The following is a 19,561-nucleotide window of genomic DNA, read 5'->3' on the forward strand; positions in this document are numbered from 1 at the left end:
ACCCCTTTGGGTCAAGCTTTTCCCGTTATCATAGTCGCACGGCCCTTCAGGAGGGCTGACCCGACGTGTCTCGGGCACACCAAGCCACGCCGCCCGTCAGATCGGCGGCAGTGGCAGGGCAGCCGCCTTACATCGAGAAGGAAATCCCGCAGCCGCAGCTTGCCGTCGCATTCGGATTGTTCACCACGAACCGCGCGCCGATCAGTTCTTGCGTGTAGTCGATCACCGCATCTTGCAGGAAGGGCAGGCTCACCGGGTCGATCAGCACCCGCTGGCCTTCGCCCTCGATCACCAGATCATCGGGCGCGGCCTCGGCCTCGAGCTTCAGATCATATTGAAAGCCCGAGCAGCCGCCGCCCTCGACGGCAACGCGCAAGGCTTTGGGCGTGGCTTCCTTTGCGTTCAGCTTCGCCAGACGCTCGAACGCGCGGGGGGTGACTTTCGGCGGCAAAAGCATCGGGTTGGACCTGTTCTGTTGTTCCCTATAGAGTATAGGAGGGGGCATGCCCTGCGACAAGGTGAGGTTCAAGATGCTGCAGCCCTATGCCTGCAATCCCGAGGCCAGCCGCGGTCGGCTGCATGCCGAAAGCTATTCCACCTTTCGCACGCCGTTTCAGCGCGACCGCGACCGGATCATCCATTCCTCGGCGTTCCGGCGGCTCAAGCACAAGACCCAGGTCTTCGTCGAACACGAGGGCGATTATTACCGCACCCGGCTGACCCATACGATCGAGGTGGCGCAGGTGGCGCGCACGATCGCCGGGGCGTTGGGTCTGAACACCGATCTGGCCGAGGCGGTGGCGCTGGCGCATGATCTGGGCCATCCGCCCTTCGGCCATACCGGCGAGGATGCCTTGGCGCTGTTGATGGAGCCTTACGGCGGCTTTGACCACAACGCGCAGGCGCTGCGGATCGTCACCCGGCTTGAACGTCATTACGCCGATTTCGACGGGCTCAATCTGACTTGGGAAACGCTCGAAGGCATCGCCAAGCATAATGGGCCGGTGGAGCAGCCCTGGTCCTATGCGCTGGCCGAGGTGAATGCGGCGTGGAACCTTGAGCTGACGACGAATGCGAGCGCCGAGGCGCAGGTCGCGGCGGTGGCCGATGATTGCGCCTACAACCACCACGACCTGCACGACGGTCTGCGCGCGGGGCTCTTTACTGAAGCCGACCTTTGTGAATTGCCGGTGCTGGGCGAGTGTTTCGCGACGGTGGACAAGCTTTACCCGGGGCTTGATCCGATGCGGCGGCGCCACGAGGCGCTGCGGCGGGTCTTTGGCGTCATGGTCGAAGACGTGATCGCGGTGGCGAAGAACCGGCTGGAAAGCCTGCGCCCGCGGCACGTGGACGAGATCCGCGCCATGCAGGGACCGATCATCCGGTTCTCGAAACCGCTTTATCAGAACATCAAGGCGATCAAGGGCTTCCTGTTCACCCGGATGTATCGCGCGCCGACGGTGGTGGTCGAACGCAAGCGGGTGACGGCGATGGTCAATGCGCTGTTCCCGCTCTTCCTCGAACGCCCCGAACTCTTGCCCGAGGATTGGCAGGCCGATGTGGCCCGCGCGCGGCTGAAGGGGAATTCGGAACTGGCGCGCACGGTGCTGGATTACGTGGCGGGCATGACCGATCGCTTCGCCATTCAGGAATACCACCGGCTTTTCGGCGCGGAATAAGGGGTGCGTAAGCCCGCGCCCGCCTGCGTGGCGCAGGGTCTTTCTGCGCCTTCTTTTGCAGGTCTTCGCTGCGTCTGTGTCGAGTGATTCGCGCATTTTCGCCGAGGGCGGGCGTTTTGGCGTCGCGGCTGTGAAATTCTGTCAATCATATTCTGGAAACAATTGCGGAGCATTGTCATTCCTCTGTAAATCCAAAGCGCTTTAGTTGCGCCTTGGTTGTTTTTTCTGGGCCGAGTAGCCTAAAGAATGAGCTTCGCGTGGCGGTGTCGTTAATTCACTGTTTTGAGATGTGTCAAATTTGTGGCACGTTTGTCCCGTTCGGCAACAGGCGCGCCTGACCCGGATTGGCATTATTTTCGGTGTTCGCAGGTGGGGGCGAGCGCAAGGAGGCGAGATGAAAGTGAATTATTTGGCAACGGCCGCCATTGTTCTGGCCGCAGCAGGTTCGAGTGCTGGTGCAACCACTGTGACTTTCTCCGGCGGAACCACAGCCGGGTCTACATATACGGAAAGCGGGTTCGCCTTTGCGAACTTTACCAGTACAAACGGGCAATGTGGACCTGATGCACCTTGCATGATGCTCAATCCTCAGGCGTCGACCACGATGACCCTGGTCGGTGGTGGAACGTTTTCGCTGACGCAGCTTGGGGTGAACTTTCAGGGCACCGGTGGTCGCAACCCCAGTTCCTTCTCGATCACGGGATACGTCGACTCCACGGTTCAGTCCGTTATCACCATCACTGAGTCGCTGTTTTCTCAGCATCATTATCGCGACATCGATCTTGCGTCGGTATTCAATACCTACTTCTCGCACGTCACGAGTGTCGTCTTCGCAGGTTTGGTGAACGCCAATGTGCGGGTCGACAATATCTTGGCTGAGGCCGATGATAACGACAACAACGTTCCCGAGACGCCGCTGCCGGCGACGGGGCTGCTGCTTGTGGGCGCGCTCGGCGCCGCCTCCGCGCTGCGTCGGCGGCAAAAGACACAAGGCTGAGATCGTTCAGCAGAAAGATCGAAAAGGCGGCCTGCGGGGCCGCTTTTTTAATTCCGTCTTACTGCATCATTTCTTTCGTCGCGCTGAGCTTCACGCCTTCATAGTCGCGCACGACGCGGTCGATGTCCCATTGCAGCCGCGTCAGGAAGACGATGTCGCCATCATGGTCCGTCGCGATATGCTGCTTGTTCACGTTGACGAGCTTCTCGACCAGATCTTTCGGCCCCTGCACCCAGCGGGCCGAGGTGAATTGCGAGGATTCAAACCGCACCGGAATGCCGTATTCGACCTCGATCCGGCTTGCCAGCACGTCAAATTGCAGCGCGCCGACGACGCCGACGATGAAGCCCGAGCCGATCATCGGTTTGAAGACCTTGGCAGCCCCTTCCTCGGCGAATTGCATCAGCGCCTTTTCGAGGTGCTTGCCCTTCATCGGATCGGTCGAGCGCACGGCTTGCAGCAGTTCCGGCGCAAAGGACGGAATGCCGGTAAAGCGCAGCTTTTCGCCCTCGGTCAGCGCGTCGCCGATGCGCAATTGGCCGTGGTTCGGAATGCCGATGATGTCGCCCGCCCAGGCCTCCTCGGCCAGTTCGCGGTCGGCGGCCAGGAACAGCACCGGGTTCGTCACCGCCATCGGCTTGCCGGTGCGGACGTGCTGCAGCTTCATCCCGCGCTCGAAATGCCCCGAGGCCAGACGCACGAAGGCCACGCGGTCGCGGTGCTTCGGGTCCATGTTCGCCTGCACCTTGAAGACAAAGCCGGTCACCGGCTTTTCCTCCGAGGAAATCTGCCGCTCGGCCGCGCGCTGCGGCTGCGGCTCGGGGCCGTATTCGCCCATGCCGTCCATCAGCTCCTTGACGCCGAACGAGTTGATCGCCGAGCCGAACCAGATCGGCGTCATGTGACCCTCAAGGAAGCTTTGGCGGTCGAAAGCGGGCAAGAGCTCGCGCGCCATCTCGATTTCTTCGCGCAGCTTCGCCAGCAGATCGGCGGGCACATGGTCTGCCAGCTTCGGATCGTCGAGCCCGTCGATCTTGATCGATTCCGCAACGCGGTTGCGGTCGGCGCGGTCCATCAGTTCGAGCCGGTCGTGCAGGATGTCGTAGCAGCCGACGAAGTCGCGCCCCATCCCGATCGGCCAAGAGGCCGGGGCCACGTCGATCGCCAGGTTTTCCTGAATCTCGTCGATGATCTCGAACGTGTCGCGGCTTTCGCGGTCCATCTTGTTGCAGAAGGTCAGGATCGGCAGGTCCCGCAACCGGCAGACCTCGAACAGCTTCCGCGTCTGGCTTTCGACGCCCTTCGCCCCGTCGATCACCATGATCGCAGCGTCGACCGCGGTCAGCGTGCGATAGGTGTCCTCGGAAAAGTCCGAGTGGCCGGGCGTGTCGACCAGATTGAAGCGGTAATGGCGGAAATCGAAGCTCATCGCCGAGGCGGACACCGAGATCCCGCGCTCCTGTTCGAGCTTCATGAAGTCCGAGCGCGTGCGTCGCGCTTCGCCCTTGGCCCGCACCTGACCGGCCATCTGGATCGCGCCCCCGAACAGCAGGAATTTTTCAGTGAGCGTCGTTTTCCCGGCGTCGGGGTGCGAGATGATCGCAAAGGTCCGGCGGCGGGCGATTTCGGGCGGGAGGGGGGCACGGTTGCTCATGCGCGGCCTTTACCGCAAGGCGGGATTGCGGGCAAGAAGGACAGGATTTTTCGCACCCAGCCTGCGGCAAATTGATCCGGATCATGGCGGGTTGCGTAGAATCGTTCCAATCTTTGGGGAACGTCGGGCGGGCTTCGTGGGGGAGCCTGTCTTCGGCGGGCAGGGGTCGTTTACGCGCCCGACCCCGATCGGAACAGGAGGCTGCCATGGCAAGGGTCGATCCCGCTGCCGGGTCTTTGGATGTGCGCGAAACGGTTTTGTGCCCCTATTGCGGGGTGCCGCTTTTCACGGCCAAGGACCGCGCCGAGCATCTGGAACTGAAGCTCTGCCGCCATGAAGGGGAGGCGGCTTGGGATTGTGCTGATTGCACCGACCCGCATGCGCGCCCGCAAGGCCGCTGCGACTGCGGGCGTGCGGCGGAATAGGGGGCCTCAGTCCTTCTTGCGAAACAGAGCCTCGCGGCCGACCTGATCGAGCATCTCGCGCCCGGCCTCGGTGCCGAAATGCGGCGTGTGGTTCAGATCAGGTAGCCGCGCCTTGATTTCGGTGCTCAACTCTTCGGGCATCAAGTTCAGCGTTGCTTCGCTGACCTGCAGGCTTTCGACCGGCACGCCCTCGGCATAGACGATCTCGTGGCGGTCGAAGACCAGCGCGAAATAGTCGACATAGCCGCCCTCGCGCCGCCAGACATGTTCGCCATCGACCAGATGCTTGGCCTGCACAAGGATTTCGGCCGTGTCGCCCAGCCGCTTTTCGCCGCGCCGATACAGGAACACGCGGTGATGCGGCGCGACGACGAGATCGCTTTCGTTGCCGAGCGTGCCCGCCGAAATCACCACCGGGGCAAAGGAGCCGAGCGCCCGCAGCGTCGCGCGCGCCACCAGCCGCACCGGCTGGGGTCCGCTGTCGCGCGTCAGCACGCGGTCACCCGGGGCGAGCGTCTCGATCGGGCGCTGTGCGCCGCCCGCCATGGTGATCAGCGTGCCGGTGGTGAAGGCGATGCAGACCAGATCCGACAGCCGCACATCGCCCGGGTCGTCGGTGGCTTCGAGCAGCGTGTAATCGACCCGCGGCGCGATCGGCGACAGCGGCAGGGCATAAAGCGCCTGCGTTTGCTCGTTCCGGATCAACAGGATATCGACCGTATCGCCGTCCGGGGTGATGAAGACATGCCGCGCCATCAGCGCGATCCGGTCGCCCGCCGTGCCCAGTTCCGAGCCCGCGCAGATGCTTTGCCCGGTCTCGGGGTCAGACGCGATCAAGAGCCGCAGCGCCCGTGCTTCGCGTTCCATCTGATAGATGTCGCCGGGCTGGCACAGCCCCGCCAGATCGAGCCCGTCACCCTGATTGGCGCCCGAAGTCACCCAGATCAGATCGGCGTCGTAGACATGAACGACCTGAGGCGGCAGGGAACGCGAGGCAGTCATGGCGGGTCCGGGGAACGAAGGGTTGAGCGACTATTGCAGCATCTGTTGCAAAATCGGTTAATGCCCGCGCCCCCCTTACGTCAACCCGCGGGGCAGGGGGGAGCAGCCCCCTTACTCGGCCTGCCGGGCCGCGCGCCCGCCGCGGCGCTGGCTTAACCGCGGCGCGCGGGCGGGCAATTCGGCCATCACCGCGCGGCGGTCTTCGGGCGTCATCCGCGACCAGTTGCCGATTTCGTCGAGCGTGCGCAGGCAACCGACGCAGATCCGCTCGGTCGGGTGGATCTGGCAGATCTTCACGCAGGGCGTTTCGATTTCCGCCCGTTTCCAGATGCCGTCGGTATTTTTCGGCGTGTTCTCAGCCATTCGCGCGCCCCAGATGCGCAAGGCGGTCCAGTGCGCCTTGCAAAATGAACCCGGCTGCGACGTGATCGACAAGTTCGGCACGGCGCTTGCGGGACAGATCAGCCTCCAGCATGGCGCGTTCGGCGGCCACCGTCGAGAGCCTCTCATCCCAGAAGGTTATGGGCAGCGGCGTCAGTTTTTCAAGGTTGCGCGCGAAAGCCCGGGTCGATTGTGCGCGCGGGCCTTCGGAGCCGTCCATGTTGACGGGCAGGCCCAGCACCAGCCCGATGATCTGCCGCTCGGCGACGATCTTCAGCAATTCCGCCGCATCAAGGGTGAATTTCTCGCGCCGGATCGTGCGCAGGGGCGTCGCGATGCTGCGCAACGTGTCCGAGACCGAAACCCCGATCGTCTTCGTGCCGAGATCGAGCCCCGCCAGCGCGCCGACGCGCGGCATCAGGGCGGCAAAGTCGATGATGTCGGGGCAGATCACGGCGCCACCCCGGCGGATTTCGCGGCGGCCTCGAGCGTGGCCAGCCCGGCGGCGTCGCCGGCCAAGGCCGCCTGACCCTTGGCGAGCATCTCCTTCGCCTGATCTGCCTTGCCGAGCGTCGCCAAAGCCCCCACCGCGCGCGCCCATTCCTCGGCCGAGCCACCCTGCGTGGTCAGCCGGTCGATCAGACGGCCCACCATCCCCTCGATCATCGCCTGACGGTCACTGTCGGACATCTGCCCGGCGGCTTCCACCTGATCGGCGCTCGGCCCCGGCATCGCAGGGGCCGCGGCTTCGGGCGTACCGAGCGGCGTTGCCGCCGCCGCATCGATCTTTGCCAGATCCTCGGCGCGGCCGGTGAATTTCGTCCGGGCTTCGGTCGCAATCACCTCGGCGCGGTCCTTGTCGCCCAGCACCCGCAGCGAGGAGATCAGCTTCGCCCAATCGTCGGACGCGCCGCCCTCGTTCGCCAGCCGCGCGTTCAGGTTCTCGACCATGCCGCGGATCATCGCCATCCGATCGCCCGGGGCCATGCCTTGGGCCGCCTGCATCTGTTCGGCCGAGGGGCCGTTCGGCACCGGCATCGGCGCGGTGTAATCCTGCTCGCCCGCAAGCCAGGCCAGCGCGTCGATGCCCTGCGCGATCTCGGGCACCCAGGGGTCATCGGGGCTCGACACCCGCAGCGCCGCATCCCAAAGCCGGAAGGCGCGGTCGGGGCGGTCGTTCTGCCCCATCATCATGCCGACATAAAACAGCGCCCGCGCGTCTTTCGGGTCCATCTCCAGCGCCTTGGCAAAGGCGGCTTCGGCATCGGCGGTCACCAGCCCCCCGGCCGCGACGGTCTGAAACTCGCCCAGACGGGTGTAATCCTCAGCCTCGGCCTTGTCGCCCTTGAGCGCGATCAGGCGCCGCTGCGCCTCCCAGCCGGCATGGTAATTGCCAAGCGCCATTTCGTTTTGGGCAAGCAGCACAAGGCCTTGCGGATCGTTCGGCCGTTCCGACACCGCCTTGCGCAGCCGCTCCATCAGTTCGACGAATTTCGGATCGGGCTGCGGCACCGGGTGGCCCGCAGCCGCCGCCTTGGCTTCGGCATCCTTGCGGTCGGCCTCGGCCGTCTTCTCGGCGCTCGCCTGATCGGGACGGGCGCGATAGAGCGCATCCGCATCCGCAAGGCGCTTGGCCAGCGGCGCATCGGGCTGACCCGCCGCGCCAAGCTGGTCATAAAGCACGAAGGCCCCCGCCAGCATCGCCACTGTCAGCACCGCCGCGGCCAGCGTTGCCCGCCGCGGCGCATCGCCCCCCGCCACCGCCGCCTGCAACGCCCGGTCCGCCTCGAGCAGACGGCGCGAGATCTCGACCCGGGTGCGCGCGGCCTCGTCGGCCGTCAGCACGCCCCTGGCAAGGTCTTTCTCGATCTCGGCCAGTTGGGCGCGATAGACCTGCAGATCCTGCGCCTCGGCGGGCAGGGCATCGCCGCGCGGGCGGATCAGCGTCAGGGCAAGGGCGAAGGCGATGGCCGCGACCAGCGTCGCGCAGATGATCCAGAACAGCATGGGGTCTCCTATCCTGCATCTCCCATAAGGCTTTTGACCGTCTGCAGAAAGAGACAAGAGCGTGAAAAGACGCCTCACGCCTCTGTGTTGGGCATGTCGGTAACGATGTCGCTTTTTGCTGCCGATTGCCGCATGAGGGGGGCTTTCGGCGCGCGTCCCGGTTCATCTAAGGTGAGAAGAGCCAGACTCGGGGACGCTGCCTTTGGCACCCCCAACCCGAAGCGAGAGAGGGCCGATGAGACGCTATTCGATCTTCGCCGTGGCGCGCGAGGCGCTGCGCTACCACAGCGGTTGGGAAAAGGCCTGGGCCTCGCCCGAGCCGAAGAAACGCTACGACGTGATCGTCGTCGGCGCGGGCGGGCATGGTCTCGCCACGGCCTATTATCTGGGCAAGGTCCACGGCATCAAGAACGTGGCGATCATCGAAAAAGGGTGGCTGGGCGGTGGCAACACCGGGCGCAACACCACGATCATCCGCTCGAACTACCTGCAGGACCCCTCGGCCGCGATCTATGAAAAGGCGCGCTCGCTGTATGAGGGCCTGTCGCAGGATCTGAACTACAACGTCATGTTCTCGCCCCGCGGCCTCTTGATGCTGGCGCAGTCGGAACATGAGATGCGCGGCTACAAGCGCACCGTTTATGCCAACAACCTGCAAAACGTCGAAACCCGCTGGATCGAGCCGAAGGAAGTCAAGAAGCTCGTTCCGATCCTGAACATCGCTGGCCCGCGCTATCCGGTGCTGGGCGCGCTGCTGCAGGAAAAGGGCGGCACCGCGCGGCATGACGCCGTGGCCTGGGGCTATGCGCGGGCCTGTTCCGACATGGGCATGGACCTTTTGCAGAACACCGAAGTCACCGGCGTGCGCACGGCGGGCGGCAAGGTCGTTGGCGTCGATACCTCGCGCGGCTCGATCGATTGCGGCAAGCTCGCGATCGTCGTGGCCGGGCATTCCTCGGTTCTGGCGGGCATGGCGGGCTTCCGTCTGCCGATTGAATCGATGGCGCTGCAGGCCTGGGTGTCGGAACCGATCAAGCCCACCATCGACGTCGTGGTGATGGCGAACCTCGTGCACGGCTACATGTCGCAATCCGACAAGGGGGAACTCGTGATCGGCGGCGGCACCGACGGGTTCAACAACTATTCGCAGCGCGGCTCCTGGCACCATGTCGAGGAAACCACCCGCGCGCTGATCGAGACCTTCCCGGTGATCTCGCGGCTGAAGATGCTGCGGCAATGGGGCGGCATCGTCGACATGACCGGCGACCGCTCGCCGATCCTGTCGAAAACCCCCGTGGACGGCATCTTCGTCAACTGCGGCTGGGGCACCGGTGGCTTCAAGGCGATCCCGGGCTCGGGCTGGGCGATGGCGGAACTCGTGGCCAAGGGCTACTCGCCGCTTGCCGCCGAATTCGGCATGCACCGCTTCAAGGAAGGCCAGTTCATCGACGAAAGCGTCGCCGCCGGGGTGGCGCACTGATGTCCTTCGCCCTTTCATCTTGCCCGAAATATCTCGGGGGTCCGGGGCGCGCAGCCCCGGCGCCCGTCACCAAAAAGGCCTGCTGACATGCTGACACTGACCTGCCCCTGCTGCGGCGTCACCGTCGAGGAAACCGAACTGGCCCCCGGCGGCGAAGCGCATCTGAAGCGTTTCGGACCGGGCTCGACCGATGCCGAATTCGAAACCTACATGTTCGCCCGGAAAAACCCGAAAGGCGTGCATTTCGAGCGCTGGCGCCATGCCTATGGCTGCGGCAAGTGGTTCCTGGCCGCCCGCTGCACCGTCAGCTGGGAAGTCTTCGGCACCTATCCGGCGCAGACCACCGAACCGCCCGCAGAGCTGATTGCCAAAATCAAAGAGAAACGTCCGGGCTGGGAGGGCTGGAAATGAGCCATCGTCTGTCTTCGGGTGGCCGTCTGATCGACCGCTCCAAACCGCTCTCCTTCAAGTTCAACCGCGCCAAGGCCAAGGGTTTTGCCGGTGACACGCTCGCCTCGGCGTTGCTTGGCTCGGGCCGCACGCTGCTCGGGCGCTCGTTCAAATACCACCGTCCGCGCGGCCTTGTGGCCTCGGGCGCGGAAGAGCCGAACGTTCTGGTCAACCTCGGCAAGGGCAACCGCCACGAGCCCGACCAGCGCGCCACCACCACGGAGCTGTTCGAGGGCGCCTGGGCGACTTCGCAGAACCACTGGCCGACGCTTGGCTTCGACATCGGTGCGGTGAACGACTTCGCCTACAAGCTGATGCCCGCGGGCTTTTACTACAAGACCTTCATGCATTCGCTCGAAGCCTGGCACAGCCTCTTCGAGCCGATCATCCGCCGTGCGGCGGGTCTGGGCAAGGCGCCCACCAAGGCCGACCCGGATCGCTACGAGCAGGCCTATGCCTATTGCGACGTGCTTGTTGCGGGCGGTGGCGTGGCGGGTCTTGCCGCGGCGCTGAAGGCCGGGAAAGAAGGCAAGCGGGTGATCCTCGCCGAGCAGACCGCGCATTGGGGCGGCCGCGCCCCGGTCGATGGCGGCCTGATCGATGGCCTTTCGCCCGAGGTCTGGGTGAAGAACGCCCTCGAAGCCCTTGGTGCGATGGAGAATGTTCGCCTGATGACCCGCACGATGGTCGCTGGCCTGCATGACCACGGCTATGCGATCCTTTACGAGCGCGTCGCCGATCACACCCCGGGCGATGGCCGTCCGCGGCATCGTCTGTGGCGCACCCGCGCCGGGATCACGCAAGTCGCGACCGGCGCGATCGAGCGTCCGTTGGCTTTTGCCGGCAACGACGTTCCGGGCGTCATGCTCGCCTCGGCGGTGCGCGATTACATCGTGAACTGGGCCGTCGCGCCCGGGCAGCGCATCCTTGTCGTGACGAACAATGACGACGCCTACCGCACCGCGCTTTCCGCGCTCGATGCCGGGCTGACGGTCGCCGCCGTGGTCGATGCCCGTCCGGCGCCGATGGGCGCGCTGGTCGATGCAGTGCGCGCGCGCGGCGTCAAGGTGCTCGAAGGCCGGGCCGTGGCGAAGGTCAAGGGCGGCAAGGCGGTGAAGGCGGTCGAGATCGCCAGCCACGCCACCGAAGGCAGCGCGGTTGAGGTGATCGACTGCGATTGCGTCGCGATGTCGGGCGGCTGGTCGCCGGTCGTGCACCTTTATTCCCATGCCGGTGGCAAGGTGAAATGGGACGAGGCGGCGGTGATGTTCCGCCCTGATGCCACGAAACCGCCGACCGGTGACAAGGGCCAGCCGATCGCCGCCGCCGTCGGCGCCGCGAATGGTCACCTGACGCTTGACGCGATCTGCGCCGAAGCCGGGATGGTGGGCACGGTCGAAGCCGAAGCGCCGCTGATGCCGGTCTGGGTCATGCCCGCCAAGGCCTCGGAAGCGCTGAAGTTCAAGGCCTTCCTTGACTATCAGAACGACGTGAAAGTCTCGGACGTGCAGCTGGCGGCGCGCGAAGGCTATGCCTCGGTCGAGCATACCAAGCGCTACACCACGCTCGGCATGGCCACCGATCAGGGGAAACTGAGCAACATCAACGGTCTGGCGATCCTTTCGGAGGCGCTCGGGCAAGCGATCCCGCAGACGGGCACGACGACCTTCCGTCCGCCCTACACGCCGATTTCCTTCGGTGCGATCACCGGCGAAGCCCGCGGCGAGATCTTCCAGCCGCTGCGCAAGACCCCGATGCACGCCTGGCACGAGGCCAAGGGCGCACATTGGGAGCCGGTGGGCCTGTGGCGCCGTCCCTATACCTATCCGCGCAAGGGCGAAAAGCACCGCGAGTCGGTCAACCGCGAGATCACCAACACGCGCACCAATGTCGGGCTTCTGGATGCCTCGACGCTGGGCAAGATCGTGGTCAAGGGGCCGGATGCGGGGCGTTTCCTCGACATGATGTATACCAACCTCATGTCCACCCTGCCGGTCGGCAAGTGCCGCTATGGTCTGATGTGCTCGGACAACGGCTTCCTGATCGACGACGGCGTGGTTGTGCGTCTGTCCGAAGATACGTGGCTGTGCCACACCACCTCGGGCGGCGCGGACCGGATGCACGGTCACATGGAAGACTGGCTGCAATGCGAATGGTGGGACTGGAAGGTCTACACCGCCAACCTGACCGAGCAATATGCGCAGGTCGCGGTGGTCGGCCCGAAGGCGCGCAAGCTGCTCGAGAAGATGGGCGGGATGGATGTCTCGAAAGAGGCGCTGCCCTTCATGACCTTCAAGGATGGCGAGTTGGGCGGTTTCCCGGTCCGCGTCTACCGGATCTCGTTCTCGGGCGAGCTGTCCTATGAAATCGCGGTCCCCGCAAACATGGGTCTGGCGTTCTGGGAAGCGGTGAACACCGCGGGCGAGGAATTCGGCGCCATGCCCTACGGCACCGAAGCGCTGCACGTGATGCGGGCCGAAAAGGGCTTCATCATGATCGGCGACGAGACCGACGGCACCGTCATTCCGCAAGACCTCGGCCTTGGCTGGGCGATCAGCAAGAAGAAGGCGGATTACCTTGGCAAGCGCGCGCAGGAACGCGTTCACATGACCGACCCAGACCGCTGGACGCTGGTCGGCCTTGAAACCCTTGACGGCTCGGTTCTGCCCGATGGCGTCTATGCGGTGGACGAGGGCGTGAACGAGAACGGCCAGCGCAAGGTGCAGGGCCGTGTAACCTCGACCTATTACTCGCCGACGCTGAAGAAGGGCATCGCCATGGGTCTGGTCCGCAAGGGGCCGTCGCGCATGGGCGAAGTGCTCGAATTCCCGGCCGATGGCGGCAAGGTCATTCAGGCGCGGATCGTCGATCCGGTGTTCTACGACAAGGCAGGGGAGAAAGCCGATGTCTGAAGCGGTTTCTGCACTGAACGGCGAAAGCCATGTCGGTTTCGCCACCGTGACCGAGGCGGGCGTGACCGGCATGATCACCCTGCGCGCCGATCTGGCGGCGACGGCCACGCGGATCGCGCTGGCGGGGCAGGGGCTGAAGCTGCCCGGCGCCCGCGAGATCGTGGCGGGCGACAAGGGCCGGTTCACCGCCTGGATGAGCCCGGACGAGCTTCTGGTGATCTGTTCCTATGAGGACGCGCCTGGCGTTGCGGCGGGGCTCGCGCATTCGCTGCACACCGAACATGCGCTGGTGGCGAACGTCTCCGACGCGCGGGCGCGCTTCACCATTGCGGGCGCGAAGGCGGATCAGGTGCTGACCAAGCTCTGCCCGGTCGATTTCGCCGCGCTCAAACCCGGCGAGATGCGCCGCACCCGCGCCGCGCAGGTCGCCGCCGCGATCTGGCGCTCGGGCCCCGAGGAGCTGAGCCTGGTCTGCTTCCGCTCGGTCGCGGGCTATGTGATGGGGATCCTTGAGGTCTCCTCGCGGCAGGGCGGCGAGCTTTCCTGACCGGGCAGGGGGGCGCTGCCCCCCGTCCTGCGGACTCCCCCCGAGATATTTGAGGCAAGATGAAAGGCAGACGAGTTTTGTTTCGTCTTGCCTCGAATATCCCGGGGGGAAATGACCGGCACGGGCAAGAGGGGGCTGCGTCCCCTTTTTGCTTGCCTTGCGGCCGGGCTTGCCGCAGATCGGAGGGAAAGGAGACCTGCCATGGACTATTCGAAATCCGGGGGCGCGCGGCCCGACAAGAACAACCCGCGCCATTCCGAACACAATGCCAAGGGCTCGGCAAAGAACCCCTATGGCAAGGGCGCGGCCAAGGACGATCTGATTGCGCGGATGAAGGCCGCCGCCGAGGCGCGCAAGGATGCTGCCAAGAAGCCGTGATGTGCACTTCGGGCAGGGGGGCTGTGCGGGAAAATCTGCCGCCAACCCTTGACCTTGGGGCTTTCAGTGCTTCAATTGGTCGCAACAGAACCCGAGTAAAAGGATCGCTCAAATGGCTTTCGAACTTCCCGCCCTTCCTTACGCGCATGACGCCCTTGCCGCGCTTGGCATGTCGAAAGAGACGCTCGAGTATCACCACGACCTGCACCACAAGGCCTATGTCGACAACGGCAACAAGCTGATCGCGGGCACCGAGTGGGAAGCGAAGTCGGTCGAGGAGATCATCAAGGGCACCTATTGCGCGGGCGCTGTGGCGCAGTCGGGGATCTTCAACAACGCCTCGCAGCACTGGAACCACGTGCAGTTCTGGGAAATGATGGGCCCGGGCGAAGACAAGAAGATGCCGGGCGATCTGGAAAGGGCGCTGGTCGAGGCCTTCGGCTCGGTCGCGAAGTTCAAGGAAGATTTCGCCGCCGCGGGTGCCGGTCAGTTCGGTTCGGGCTGGGCCTGGCTCGTCAAGGACACCGATGGTGCGCTGAAGATCACCAAGACGGAAAACGGCGTGAACCCGCTTTGCTTCGGGCAGACCGCGCTTCTGGGCTGCGACGTCTGGGAGCACAGCTATTACATCGACTTCCGCAACAAGCGTCCGGCTTATCTGACGAACTTCCTCGACAAGCTGGTGAACTGGGAAAACGTCGCCTCGCGCCTGTGAGGCTGAATGAGGGATGAAAGAAACCGGCCCCCGCGGGGGCCGGTTTTGTTTTGACCAACGGGGTTCGGGCGGATCAGGAAAGGCACTGCCTTTCCCCGCCCGGTGCGATCCCGGTGCGGCACGACCGTTTCGGCCCGCGCGACAGAGGCCTGCGTCCCGCCCCGGCGGCGCGGATGCGCCCGCCGATGGCGGGGCGGGCGCAGGCCGAGGGCCTTTGGGCCCTCGGCGGTCATGGGGCAAATGCCGCGTGTGGCCTCGGCGATGGCCTCGGCCAAGTCGACCTGCGCCTCAGAGCTTCTCGAACCGGCAGGTGAAGTGCCGCATCAGCTTCGGCTCCTTGACGATTCTGTAGCCGCGCAGGCTGTCCTTCGTCGCCGCCAGCTCCTCGAAGGCCTCAACGATGTAATCGGCATGGCTCTGCGTATAGGTGCGCCGCGGGAAGGCGAGCCGCACCAGATCCATCGCCGCCGGTTTCTCGGACCCGTCCGGCTGACGGCCGAACATCGCCGTGCCGATCTCGCACGACCGCACACCCGCGATTTCATACAGCGCGACCGCCAGAGCCTGCCCCGGATAGTCCAGCGGCGGAATATGCGACAGCCACGCCCGCGCGTCGATGAAGACCGCATGTCCGCCCGCGGGCTTCACCACCGGAACCCCCATCGCATCCAGCCGCTCGACGATATATTGATGCGTGCGGATGCGGTAGCGCAGGTAATCCTCGTCGACGATCTCGATCAACCCCTGCGCCAGCGCGTCAAGGTCGCGGCCCGCCAGCCCGCCATAGGTCGGGAAGCCCTCGGTCCGGATCAGATGGCCCCGCGCTTCCTCGGCCAGATCATCGTCGTTCAGCGCCAGCCAGCCGCCGATATTGCCAAAGGCGTCCTTTTTCGCCGACATCGTCATGCCATCCGCCACCGCAAAGCAATCGCGCACGATCTCGGGGATCGAGCGCTCCGCCTGACCCTCCTCGCGGGTCTTGATGAACCAGGCGTTTTCGGCAAAGCGGCAGCCGTCGATCACGAAAGGTTTGCCATGCCGATGCGCCAGATCGGCTGTGGCGCGGATATTGGCAAGGCTGACGGGCTGCCCGCCGCCCGCGTTGTTGGTGATGGTGATCATCACCAGCGGCACGCTTTCATGATGCTCGGTCAGATAGGCCTCGAGCCGGGCCAGATCCATGTTGCCCTTGAACGGATGCAGGCTCTGCGGATCTTTGCCTTCCGCAATCACCAGATCGTCGCCAATGGCACCCGAGGCCTCGATATTGCCGCGGGTGGTGTCGAAATGCGTGTTCGAGGGGATGCGCTTGCCCTTGCCCCCGAAGATCGAGAACAGGATCGCCTCGGCGGCGCGGCCCTGATGCGTCGGGATGATGTGCTTGAAGGGCATCAGATTCTGCACCGCCGCCTCGAAGCGGAAGAAGCTGGGCGAGCCGGCATAGCTTTCGTCGCCCTTCATCACCGCCGCCCATTGCAGCGACGACATCGCGCCGGTGCCGGAATCGGTCAGCAGATCGATCAGCACGTCGTCCGAGTGCAGGCCGAAGAGGTTGTACCCGGCTTCGCGCGCCAGTCGCTCGCGCTCGGGGCGCGAGGTGAGGCGGATCGGCTCGACGGATTTGATGCGGAAGGGTTCGATGATGGTTTTCATCGTGGGGCTCCTGACAATGACCCCATGAAACCGTGGCAACCGTCGCACGATGGGGCCGCAGCGTCGCGGTTGCCCGGAGATCCGGACCGCGCTCGACGCCCAAAGAGGTTGCAAGGCCGAATTTCGCAGCTTGCGTCGTTTCCGTCAAGTCAGGCGGTGAGATCAGGATTGACGGGCGCGGCGGGGCGGGGTTCTGTGGCCGCCTTGGCTGACGGGAGACGGGCATGAAGGACGCCACGAAGGGCTTTCTGGCGATGGTGGCGACCTGCTGTGTCTGGGGGCTGTCGGGGATCTATTACAAGGCGCTGTCCGAGGTGCCGCCCTTGGAGGTGCTGGCCCATCGCACGCTCTGGTCGGTGGTGTTTCTGGGCGCCGTCGTCGCGGTGCAGGGACAGTGGTCGACGCTCGCGCGCGCGCTCACGGGGCCAAGCCTGCGCATCCTTGCCGCCGCCGCGGTGGTGATTTCGCTCAATTGGTTCGGCTTCATCTGGTCGGTGCAGAACGGCCGCGCGGTCGAGGCGTCGCTTGGCTATTACATCTTCCCGCTCGTCGCCGTGGCCCTTGGCATGGTGTTTTACGGCGAACGGATGCGGCGCGCGCAGGCCGTGGCGGTGGCGATTGCCGCGATGGCGGTGGGCTATCTGACCTGGGCGCTCGGCGCCGCGCCCTGGATCGCGCTGATGCTTGCGGGCACCTTTGGCTTCTATGGCCTTCTGAAGAAAAAGCTTTCCGTTCCCTCGGTCGTCTCGGTTCTGGCCGAGGTGGTGCTTCTGGCCCCGCTCGCGGCCCTTGTGCTGGCGGCGGCGCATTTCGGCTGGTTCGGCCGCGTGCCCGGCTCGGGGCATTTCGGCAATGACCTTGGCCATTCGCTGATGCTCGCCTTTTCCGGGGTGATGACGGGCGGGCCGCTGATGCTGTTTTCCTACGCCGCGCAACGGGTGCGGATGGCGACGATCGGGCTTGTGCAATATCTCAACCCGACGCTGCAATTCATGGTCGCCGTCGCGGTCTTTGCCGAGCCCTTCACCCGCGCGCATGGCATCGCCTTCGCGATGATCTGGGGGGCGCTGGCGCTTTACTCGGCCGCGGCGCTCCGGACGAAAGGCTGAAGGGGGCGCCGCCCCCTCTGGCTTCGCCATTCACCCCGGGGCGTATTTCGACCAGGAAAAGTGCCGGTTTTTTCTTGGCTCAAATACGCCGGGGGGAGTCCCGCAGGGACGGGGGGCAGAGCCCCCCTTTGCTTCGGTCGGGGCCCTCAGCCGAGGGCGGTTTCCAGCGCGGCTTCAAGCTCGGCCACCGTCGCCACCGTCATCACGCCATCGAGCAGGCTTGCGCCCGCAAAGCCCTCGGCCACGACATGGGCATTCAGCGCCAGAAGCGGATCCCAATAGCCCTCGGTGTTCAGAAGCAGGATCGGCTTCGCATGCAGGCCGAGCTGACGCCAGGTCAGCACCTCGTAAAACTCGTCAAGGCTCCCCGCGCCGCCCGGCAGCACGACAATCGCATCCGAGTTCATGAACATCACCTTTTTCCGCTCATGCATGTTCTCGGTGACGACGAAGGTGGTCAGATCGCGCTTGCCGACTTCGAGCTTGAACAGATGCTCGGGGATCACGCCAAAGGTTTCGGCGCCCGCCGCCTGCGCCGCGCGGGCGACCTCGCCCATCAGTCCCACATCCCCTGCGCCGTAAACCAGCCGCCAGCCGCGCGCGGCGAGCATTTCGCCGGTCGCCCGGGCGTCCTTTGCATAGGCGGGGCGGTGGCCGGGACGCGAGCCGCAGAAGACGCAGACCGAGGGGGCGGGTTTGGCGGACATGGCGTTGCTTTCGTGCTGGAAATCATTGGGGAGGTGTTGCTTTTGGCAGGGATACCGGGTCAGATGGTCGCAAGCAAGCGGCGGACAACGCCGGGGCCGCAGGTTCGCAGGGGCCGGGCCGAAGGGAAGGAAGGACAGCATGGCCGAGGGCAACAGGACGCTGGGCATCGTGGTGGGCGGCGGGGCCGCCTTGGTCGTGGTCGCCGCAGTTGCTTCCTTCTGGTCGCTCGGGCAGGAGGCGCCGAAACCCGAGGCCGCTCAGACGCCAGAACCGGCTGTTGCCGCCCCCGCGCCGGAGACCGCATCCACGCTGGTGACAGAGGCCGCCAAGACGGCGCCGTCCCCGCCTGCGCCCGTCACCGCCGCGCCTGTCACCGCCGCGCCTGTCACCGCCGCGCCCGTCCCCGCCGCGCCCGTCCCCGCCGCGCCCGTGACGCCTGCGCCGGAACCGGCCGCGCCGGTTGCCGAGGTGGTGCCTGCCGCCATTTCCGCCCATGCGGCGCCCCCAACGACACCCGCGCCGCCTCCCGTTGCCCGTTTCGACACGCTGCGCGTCACCCCTGCCGGGGCGCTGACGCTGGCGGGCGATGTTGCCCCCGGCGCAAAGGTCGAGCTGCTGCTGGATGGCCAGGTCATCGACACTGTGACCGCGAATGAGCAGGGCGCCTTTGCCTCGGTCACCTCGGCCGAGCCCTCGGCCGCGCCGCGGTCGTTGCAGCTGCGGGTGACCGGGGCCGATGGCGTGGCGAAGATGTCCGAAGAAAGCCTGACCGTCGCGCCGAGCCCCTTGGCCGTGGCCGAGGCTGCCACCGCCAAGGGCGCGGCCCCCGCGACCGTCGCCGCCGAGGTCGAGGCGGCGCAGGTTCTGGCCGACAAGCCGTTGGTCACCGACGCGACGGGAACGCCGCGCGTTCTGGCGGGCGCCTCTGAGACGCTTGTCATCGACACCCTCTCGCTTGCGCCCGATGGCAAGATCACCATCTCGGGCCGCGGCGCGCCGAAGGGGGCGCTTCTGCGCGCCTATGTCGACAATGCCGAGGTGGGTCTGGTGCAGGGCGGCGCCGAAGGCGGCTTCACCATGCAGCTGCCCGCCGCGAAGCCCGGGCCGCACAGCCTGCGCGTCGATGCGCTGGATGCCGCGGGCAAGGTGCTTTCCCGCGCCGAGCAGGGTTTCGAAGGCATCGCCCCGCCGCCTGCGCCCGCTGCCGCCCCGTTTATGAAAACGGCTGCCGCTGCCGCCCCGGCATCCGCAGCGGTTCCCGCGCCCAGCCGCATCGTTACCATTTCCAGCGGCAACACGCTTTGGGCCATCGCCCGCGAGACCTACGGCGATCCCTATCTCTACGTGCAGATCTTCGAGGCGAACCGCGATCAGATCCGCGATCCCAACCGGATCTATCCGGGGCAGGTCTTCACCCTGCCGAACTGAGCCCGCTTCGGGTCAAATGCGCGCGGGGGCTGGACA

The 19,561-nt window shown here is 65.4% G+C and carries 19 protein-coding genes; 11 read left to right on the forward strand and 8 right to left on the reverse strand.

Translation table 11 applies throughout. The features are described from left to right. Positions 1-127: 127 nt before the first annotated feature. Positions 128-457: a HesB/IscA family protein gene (locus tag ACTTAI_RS09180; RefSeq protein ID WP_444455428.1), complete on the reverse strand. Its 330-nt coding sequence runs from the start codon at positions 455-457 to the stop codon at positions 128-130. Positions 458-530: 73 nt separating this feature from the next. On the opposite strand from ACTTAI_RS09180, the gene ACTTAI_RS09185 reads away from it, so the two are divergent. Next, a complete protein-coding gene (locus ACTTAI_RS09185; protein WP_444455722.1) occupies positions 531-1,679 on the forward strand; it encodes a deoxyguanosinetriphosphate triphosphohydrolase in 1,149 nt (382 codons plus the stop codon). A 394-nt stretch (positions 1,680-2,073) separates the two neighbouring features. Next, positions 2,074-2,676, forward strand: a complete 603-nt coding sequence (locus ACTTAI_RS09190; protein WP_444455429.1) for a VPLPA-CTERM sorting domain-containing protein — start codon at positions 2,074-2,076, stop codon at positions 2,674-2,676. Between the two features lie 58 nt (positions 2,677-2,734). Here the strand turns inward: ACTTAI_RS09190 and ACTTAI_RS09195 are convergent, their stop codons facing one another. Beyond that, complete coding sequence (locus ACTTAI_RS09195; RefSeq protein WP_444455430.1) at positions 2,735-4,330, reverse strand: peptide chain release factor 3; 1,596 nt, start codon at positions 4,328-4,330, stop codon at positions 2,735-2,737. A 206-nt stretch (positions 4,331-4,536) separates the two neighbouring features. On the opposite strand from ACTTAI_RS09195, the gene ACTTAI_RS09200 reads away from it, so the two are divergent. After that, on the forward strand, positions 4,537-4,755 hold the full coding sequence (locus tag ACTTAI_RS09200; RefSeq protein ID WP_110805724.1) for a hypothetical protein: 219 nt from the start codon (positions 4,537-4,539) through the stop codon (positions 4,753-4,755). Between the two features lie 6 nt (positions 4,756-4,761). Here ACTTAI_RS09200 and ACTTAI_RS09205 read toward each other — a convergent pair whose 3' ends face one another. From ACTTAI_RS09205 to ccmI, 4 genes are all read right to left on the reverse strand, one after another. Further along, entirely contained in the window at positions 4,762-5,757 is a 996-nt protein-coding gene (locus tag ACTTAI_RS09205) for a Hint domain-containing protein (RefSeq protein WP_444455431.1), read from the reverse strand. A gap of 111 nt (positions 5,758-5,868) precedes the next feature. Beyond that, the gene (locus ACTTAI_RS09210) at positions 5,869-6,120 is read right to left on the reverse strand and encodes a DUF1289 domain-containing protein (protein WP_444455432.1); all 252 of its coding nucleotides are present in this window, start codon (positions 6,118-6,120) and stop codon (positions 5,869-5,871) included. After that, the gene (gene ruvX / locus ACTTAI_RS09215; protein ID WP_394341930.1) at positions 6,113-6,556 is read right to left on the reverse strand and encodes a Holliday junction resolvase RuvX; all 444 of its coding nucleotides are present in this window, start codon (positions 6,554-6,556) and stop codon (positions 6,113-6,115) included. The genes ACTTAI_RS09210 and ruvX overlap by 8 nt, the downstream gene beginning before the upstream one ends. A gap of 32 nt (positions 6,557-6,588) precedes the next feature. Next, on the reverse strand, positions 6,589-8,145 hold the full coding sequence (ccmI, locus tag ACTTAI_RS09220) for a c-type cytochrome biogenesis protein CcmI (RefSeq protein WP_444455433.1): 1,557 nt from the start codon (positions 8,143-8,145) through the stop codon (positions 6,589-6,591). A gap of 235 nt (positions 8,146-8,380) precedes the next feature. On the opposite strand from ccmI, the gene ACTTAI_RS09225 reads away from it, so the two are divergent. The 6 genes from ACTTAI_RS09225 to ACTTAI_RS09250 all read left to right on the forward strand — a co-directional run bounded on the left by ACTTAI_RS09225 (position 8,381) and on the right by ACTTAI_RS09250 (position 14,627). Then, positions 8,381-9,625 (forward strand): sarcosine oxidase subunit beta family protein, encoded by a 1,245-nt coding sequence (locus ACTTAI_RS09225; RefSeq protein ID WP_444455434.1) that lies wholly within the window; start codon positions 8,381-8,383, stop codon positions 9,623-9,625. Positions 9,626-9,712: 87 nt separating this feature from the next. Beyond that, complete coding sequence (locus ACTTAI_RS09230) at positions 9,713-10,036, forward strand: sarcosine oxidase subunit delta (RefSeq protein WP_110805717.1); 324 nt, start codon at positions 9,713-9,715, stop codon at positions 10,034-10,036. Then, on the forward strand, positions 10,033-12,987 hold the full coding sequence (locus ACTTAI_RS09235; protein WP_444455435.1) for a sarcosine oxidase subunit alpha family protein: 2,955 nt from the start codon (positions 10,033-10,035) through the stop codon (positions 12,985-12,987). The genes ACTTAI_RS09230 and ACTTAI_RS09235 overlap by 4 nt, the downstream gene beginning before the upstream one ends. Then, positions 12,980-13,534, forward strand: coding sequence for a sarcosine oxidase subunit gamma (locus tag ACTTAI_RS09240; protein ID WP_444455436.1), 555 nt, complete (start codon positions 12,980-12,982; stop codon positions 13,532-13,534). The genes ACTTAI_RS09235 and ACTTAI_RS09240 overlap by 8 nt, the downstream gene beginning before the upstream one ends. Before the next feature lie 201 nt (positions 13,535-13,735). Beyond that, complete coding sequence (locus tag ACTTAI_RS09245; RefSeq protein WP_181420841.1) at positions 13,736-13,912, forward strand: hypothetical protein; 177 nt, start codon at positions 13,736-13,738, stop codon at positions 13,910-13,912. Positions 13,913-14,024: 112 nt separating this feature from the next. Further along, on the forward strand, positions 14,025-14,627 hold the full coding sequence (locus ACTTAI_RS09250; RefSeq protein WP_444455437.1) for a superoxide dismutase: 603 nt from the start codon (positions 14,025-14,027) through the stop codon (positions 14,625-14,627). A gap of 288 nt (positions 14,628-14,915) precedes the next feature. On the opposite strand, the gene ACTTAI_RS09255 is transcribed toward ACTTAI_RS09250, so the two are convergent. Continuing rightward, positions 14,916-16,280 (reverse strand): tryptophanase, encoded by a 1,365-nt coding sequence (locus ACTTAI_RS09255; protein ID WP_444455438.1) that lies wholly within the window; start codon positions 16,278-16,280, stop codon positions 14,916-14,918. Between the two features lie 224 nt (positions 16,281-16,504). Between ACTTAI_RS09255 and rarD the strand changes: the two genes are divergently transcribed. Next, entirely contained in the window at positions 16,505-17,389 is an 885-nt protein-coding gene (rarD, locus tag ACTTAI_RS09260; RefSeq protein ID WP_444455439.1) for an EamA family transporter RarD, read from the forward strand. Between the two features lie 146 nt (positions 17,390-17,535). Here the strand turns inward: rarD and ACTTAI_RS09265 are convergent, their stop codons facing one another. Continuing rightward, positions 17,536-18,096: a TIGR00730 family Rossman fold protein gene (locus tag ACTTAI_RS09265; RefSeq protein ID WP_444455440.1), complete on the reverse strand. Its 561-nt coding sequence runs from the start codon at positions 18,094-18,096 to the stop codon at positions 17,536-17,538. Positions 18,097-18,235: 139 nt separating this feature from the next. Between ACTTAI_RS09265 and ACTTAI_RS09270 the strand changes: the two genes are divergently transcribed. Beyond that, positions 18,236-19,525: a LysM peptidoglycan-binding domain-containing protein gene (locus tag ACTTAI_RS09270; protein WP_444455441.1), complete on the forward strand. Its 1,290-nt coding sequence runs from the start codon at positions 18,236-18,238 to the stop codon at positions 19,523-19,525. Positions 19,526-19,561 lie beyond the last annotated feature (36 nt).

It is taken from the genome of Rhodobacter capsulatus (genome assembly GCF_052363175.1).
GTDB lineage: Bacteria > Pseudomonadota > Alphaproteobacteria > Rhodobacterales > Rhodobacteraceae > Rhodobacter > Rhodobacter capsulatus_D.

Excerpts from the sequence above, each read along its gene's own strand:
- ACTTAI_RS09185 (WP_444455722.1), top strand. The coding sequence starts at position 531 with ATGCTGCAGCCCTATGCCTGCAATCCCGAGGCCAGCCGCGGTCGGCTG.
- ACTTAI_RS09180 (WP_444455428.1), bottom strand. The coding sequence starts at position 457 with ATGCTTTTGCCGCCGAAAGTCACCCCCCGCGCGTTCGAGCGTCTGGCG.
- ACTTAI_RS09190 (WP_444455429.1), top strand. The coding sequence starts at position 2,074 with ATGAAAGTGAATTATTTGGCAACGGCCGCCATTGTTCTGGCCGCAGCA.
- ACTTAI_RS09265 (WP_444455440.1), bottom strand. The coding sequence starts at position 18,096 with ATGTCCGCCAAACCCGCCCCCTCGGTCTGCGTCTTCTGCGGCTCGCGT.
- ACTTAI_RS09235 (WP_444455435.1), top strand. The coding sequence starts at position 10,033 with ATGAGCCATCGTCTGTCTTCGGGTGGCCGTCTGATCGACCGCTCCAAA.
- ACTTAI_RS09210 (WP_444455432.1), bottom strand. The coding sequence starts at position 6,120 with ATGGCTGAGAACACGCCGAAAAATACCGACGGCATCTGGAAACGGGCG.
- ACTTAI_RS09200 (WP_110805724.1), top strand. The coding sequence starts at position 4,537 with ATGGCAAGGGTCGATCCCGCTGCCGGGTCTTTGGATGTGCGCGAAACG.
- ACTTAI_RS09240 (WP_444455436.1), top strand. The coding sequence starts at position 12,980 with ATGTCTGAAGCGGTTTCTGCACTGAACGGCGAAAGCCATGTCGGTTTC.
- ACTTAI_RS09195 (WP_444455430.1), bottom strand. The coding sequence starts at position 4,330 with ATGAGCAACCGTGCCCCCCTCCCGCCCGAAATCGCCCGCCGCCGGACC.
- ccmI (WP_444455433.1), bottom strand. The coding sequence starts at position 8,145 with ATGCTGTTCTGGATCATCTGCGCGACGCTGGTCGCGGCCATCGCCTTC.
- ruvX (WP_394341930.1), bottom strand. The coding sequence starts at position 6,556 with ATGCCGCGCGTCGGCGCGCTGGCGGGGCTCGATCTCGGCACGAAGACG.
- ACTTAI_RS09255 (WP_444455438.1), bottom strand. The coding sequence starts at position 16,280 with ATGAAAACCATCATCGAACCCTTCCGCATCAAATCCGTCGAGCCGATC.
- ACTTAI_RS09225 (WP_444455434.1), top strand. The coding sequence starts at position 8,381 with ATGAGACGCTATTCGATCTTCGCCGTGGCGCGCGAGGCGCTGCGCTAC.
- ACTTAI_RS09245 (WP_181420841.1), top strand. The coding sequence starts at position 13,736 with ATGGACTATTCGAAATCCGGGGGCGCGCGGCCCGACAAGAACAACCCG.
- ACTTAI_RS09205 (WP_444455431.1), bottom strand. The coding sequence starts at position 5,757 with ATGACTGCCTCGCGTTCCCTGCCGCCTCAGGTCGTTCATGTCTACGAC.
- ACTTAI_RS09270 (WP_444455441.1), top strand. The coding sequence starts at position 18,236 with ATGGCCGAGGGCAACAGGACGCTGGGCATCGTGGTGGGCGGCGGGGCC.
- rarD (WP_444455439.1), top strand. The coding sequence starts at position 16,505 with ATGAAGGACGCCACGAAGGGCTTTCTGGCGATGGTGGCGACCTGCTGT.
- ACTTAI_RS09230 (WP_110805717.1), top strand. The coding sequence starts at position 9,713 with ATGCTGACACTGACCTGCCCCTGCTGCGGCGTCACCGTCGAGGAAACC.
- ACTTAI_RS09250 (WP_444455437.1), top strand. The coding sequence starts at position 14,025 with ATGGCTTTCGAACTTCCCGCCCTTCCTTACGCGCATGACGCCCTTGCC.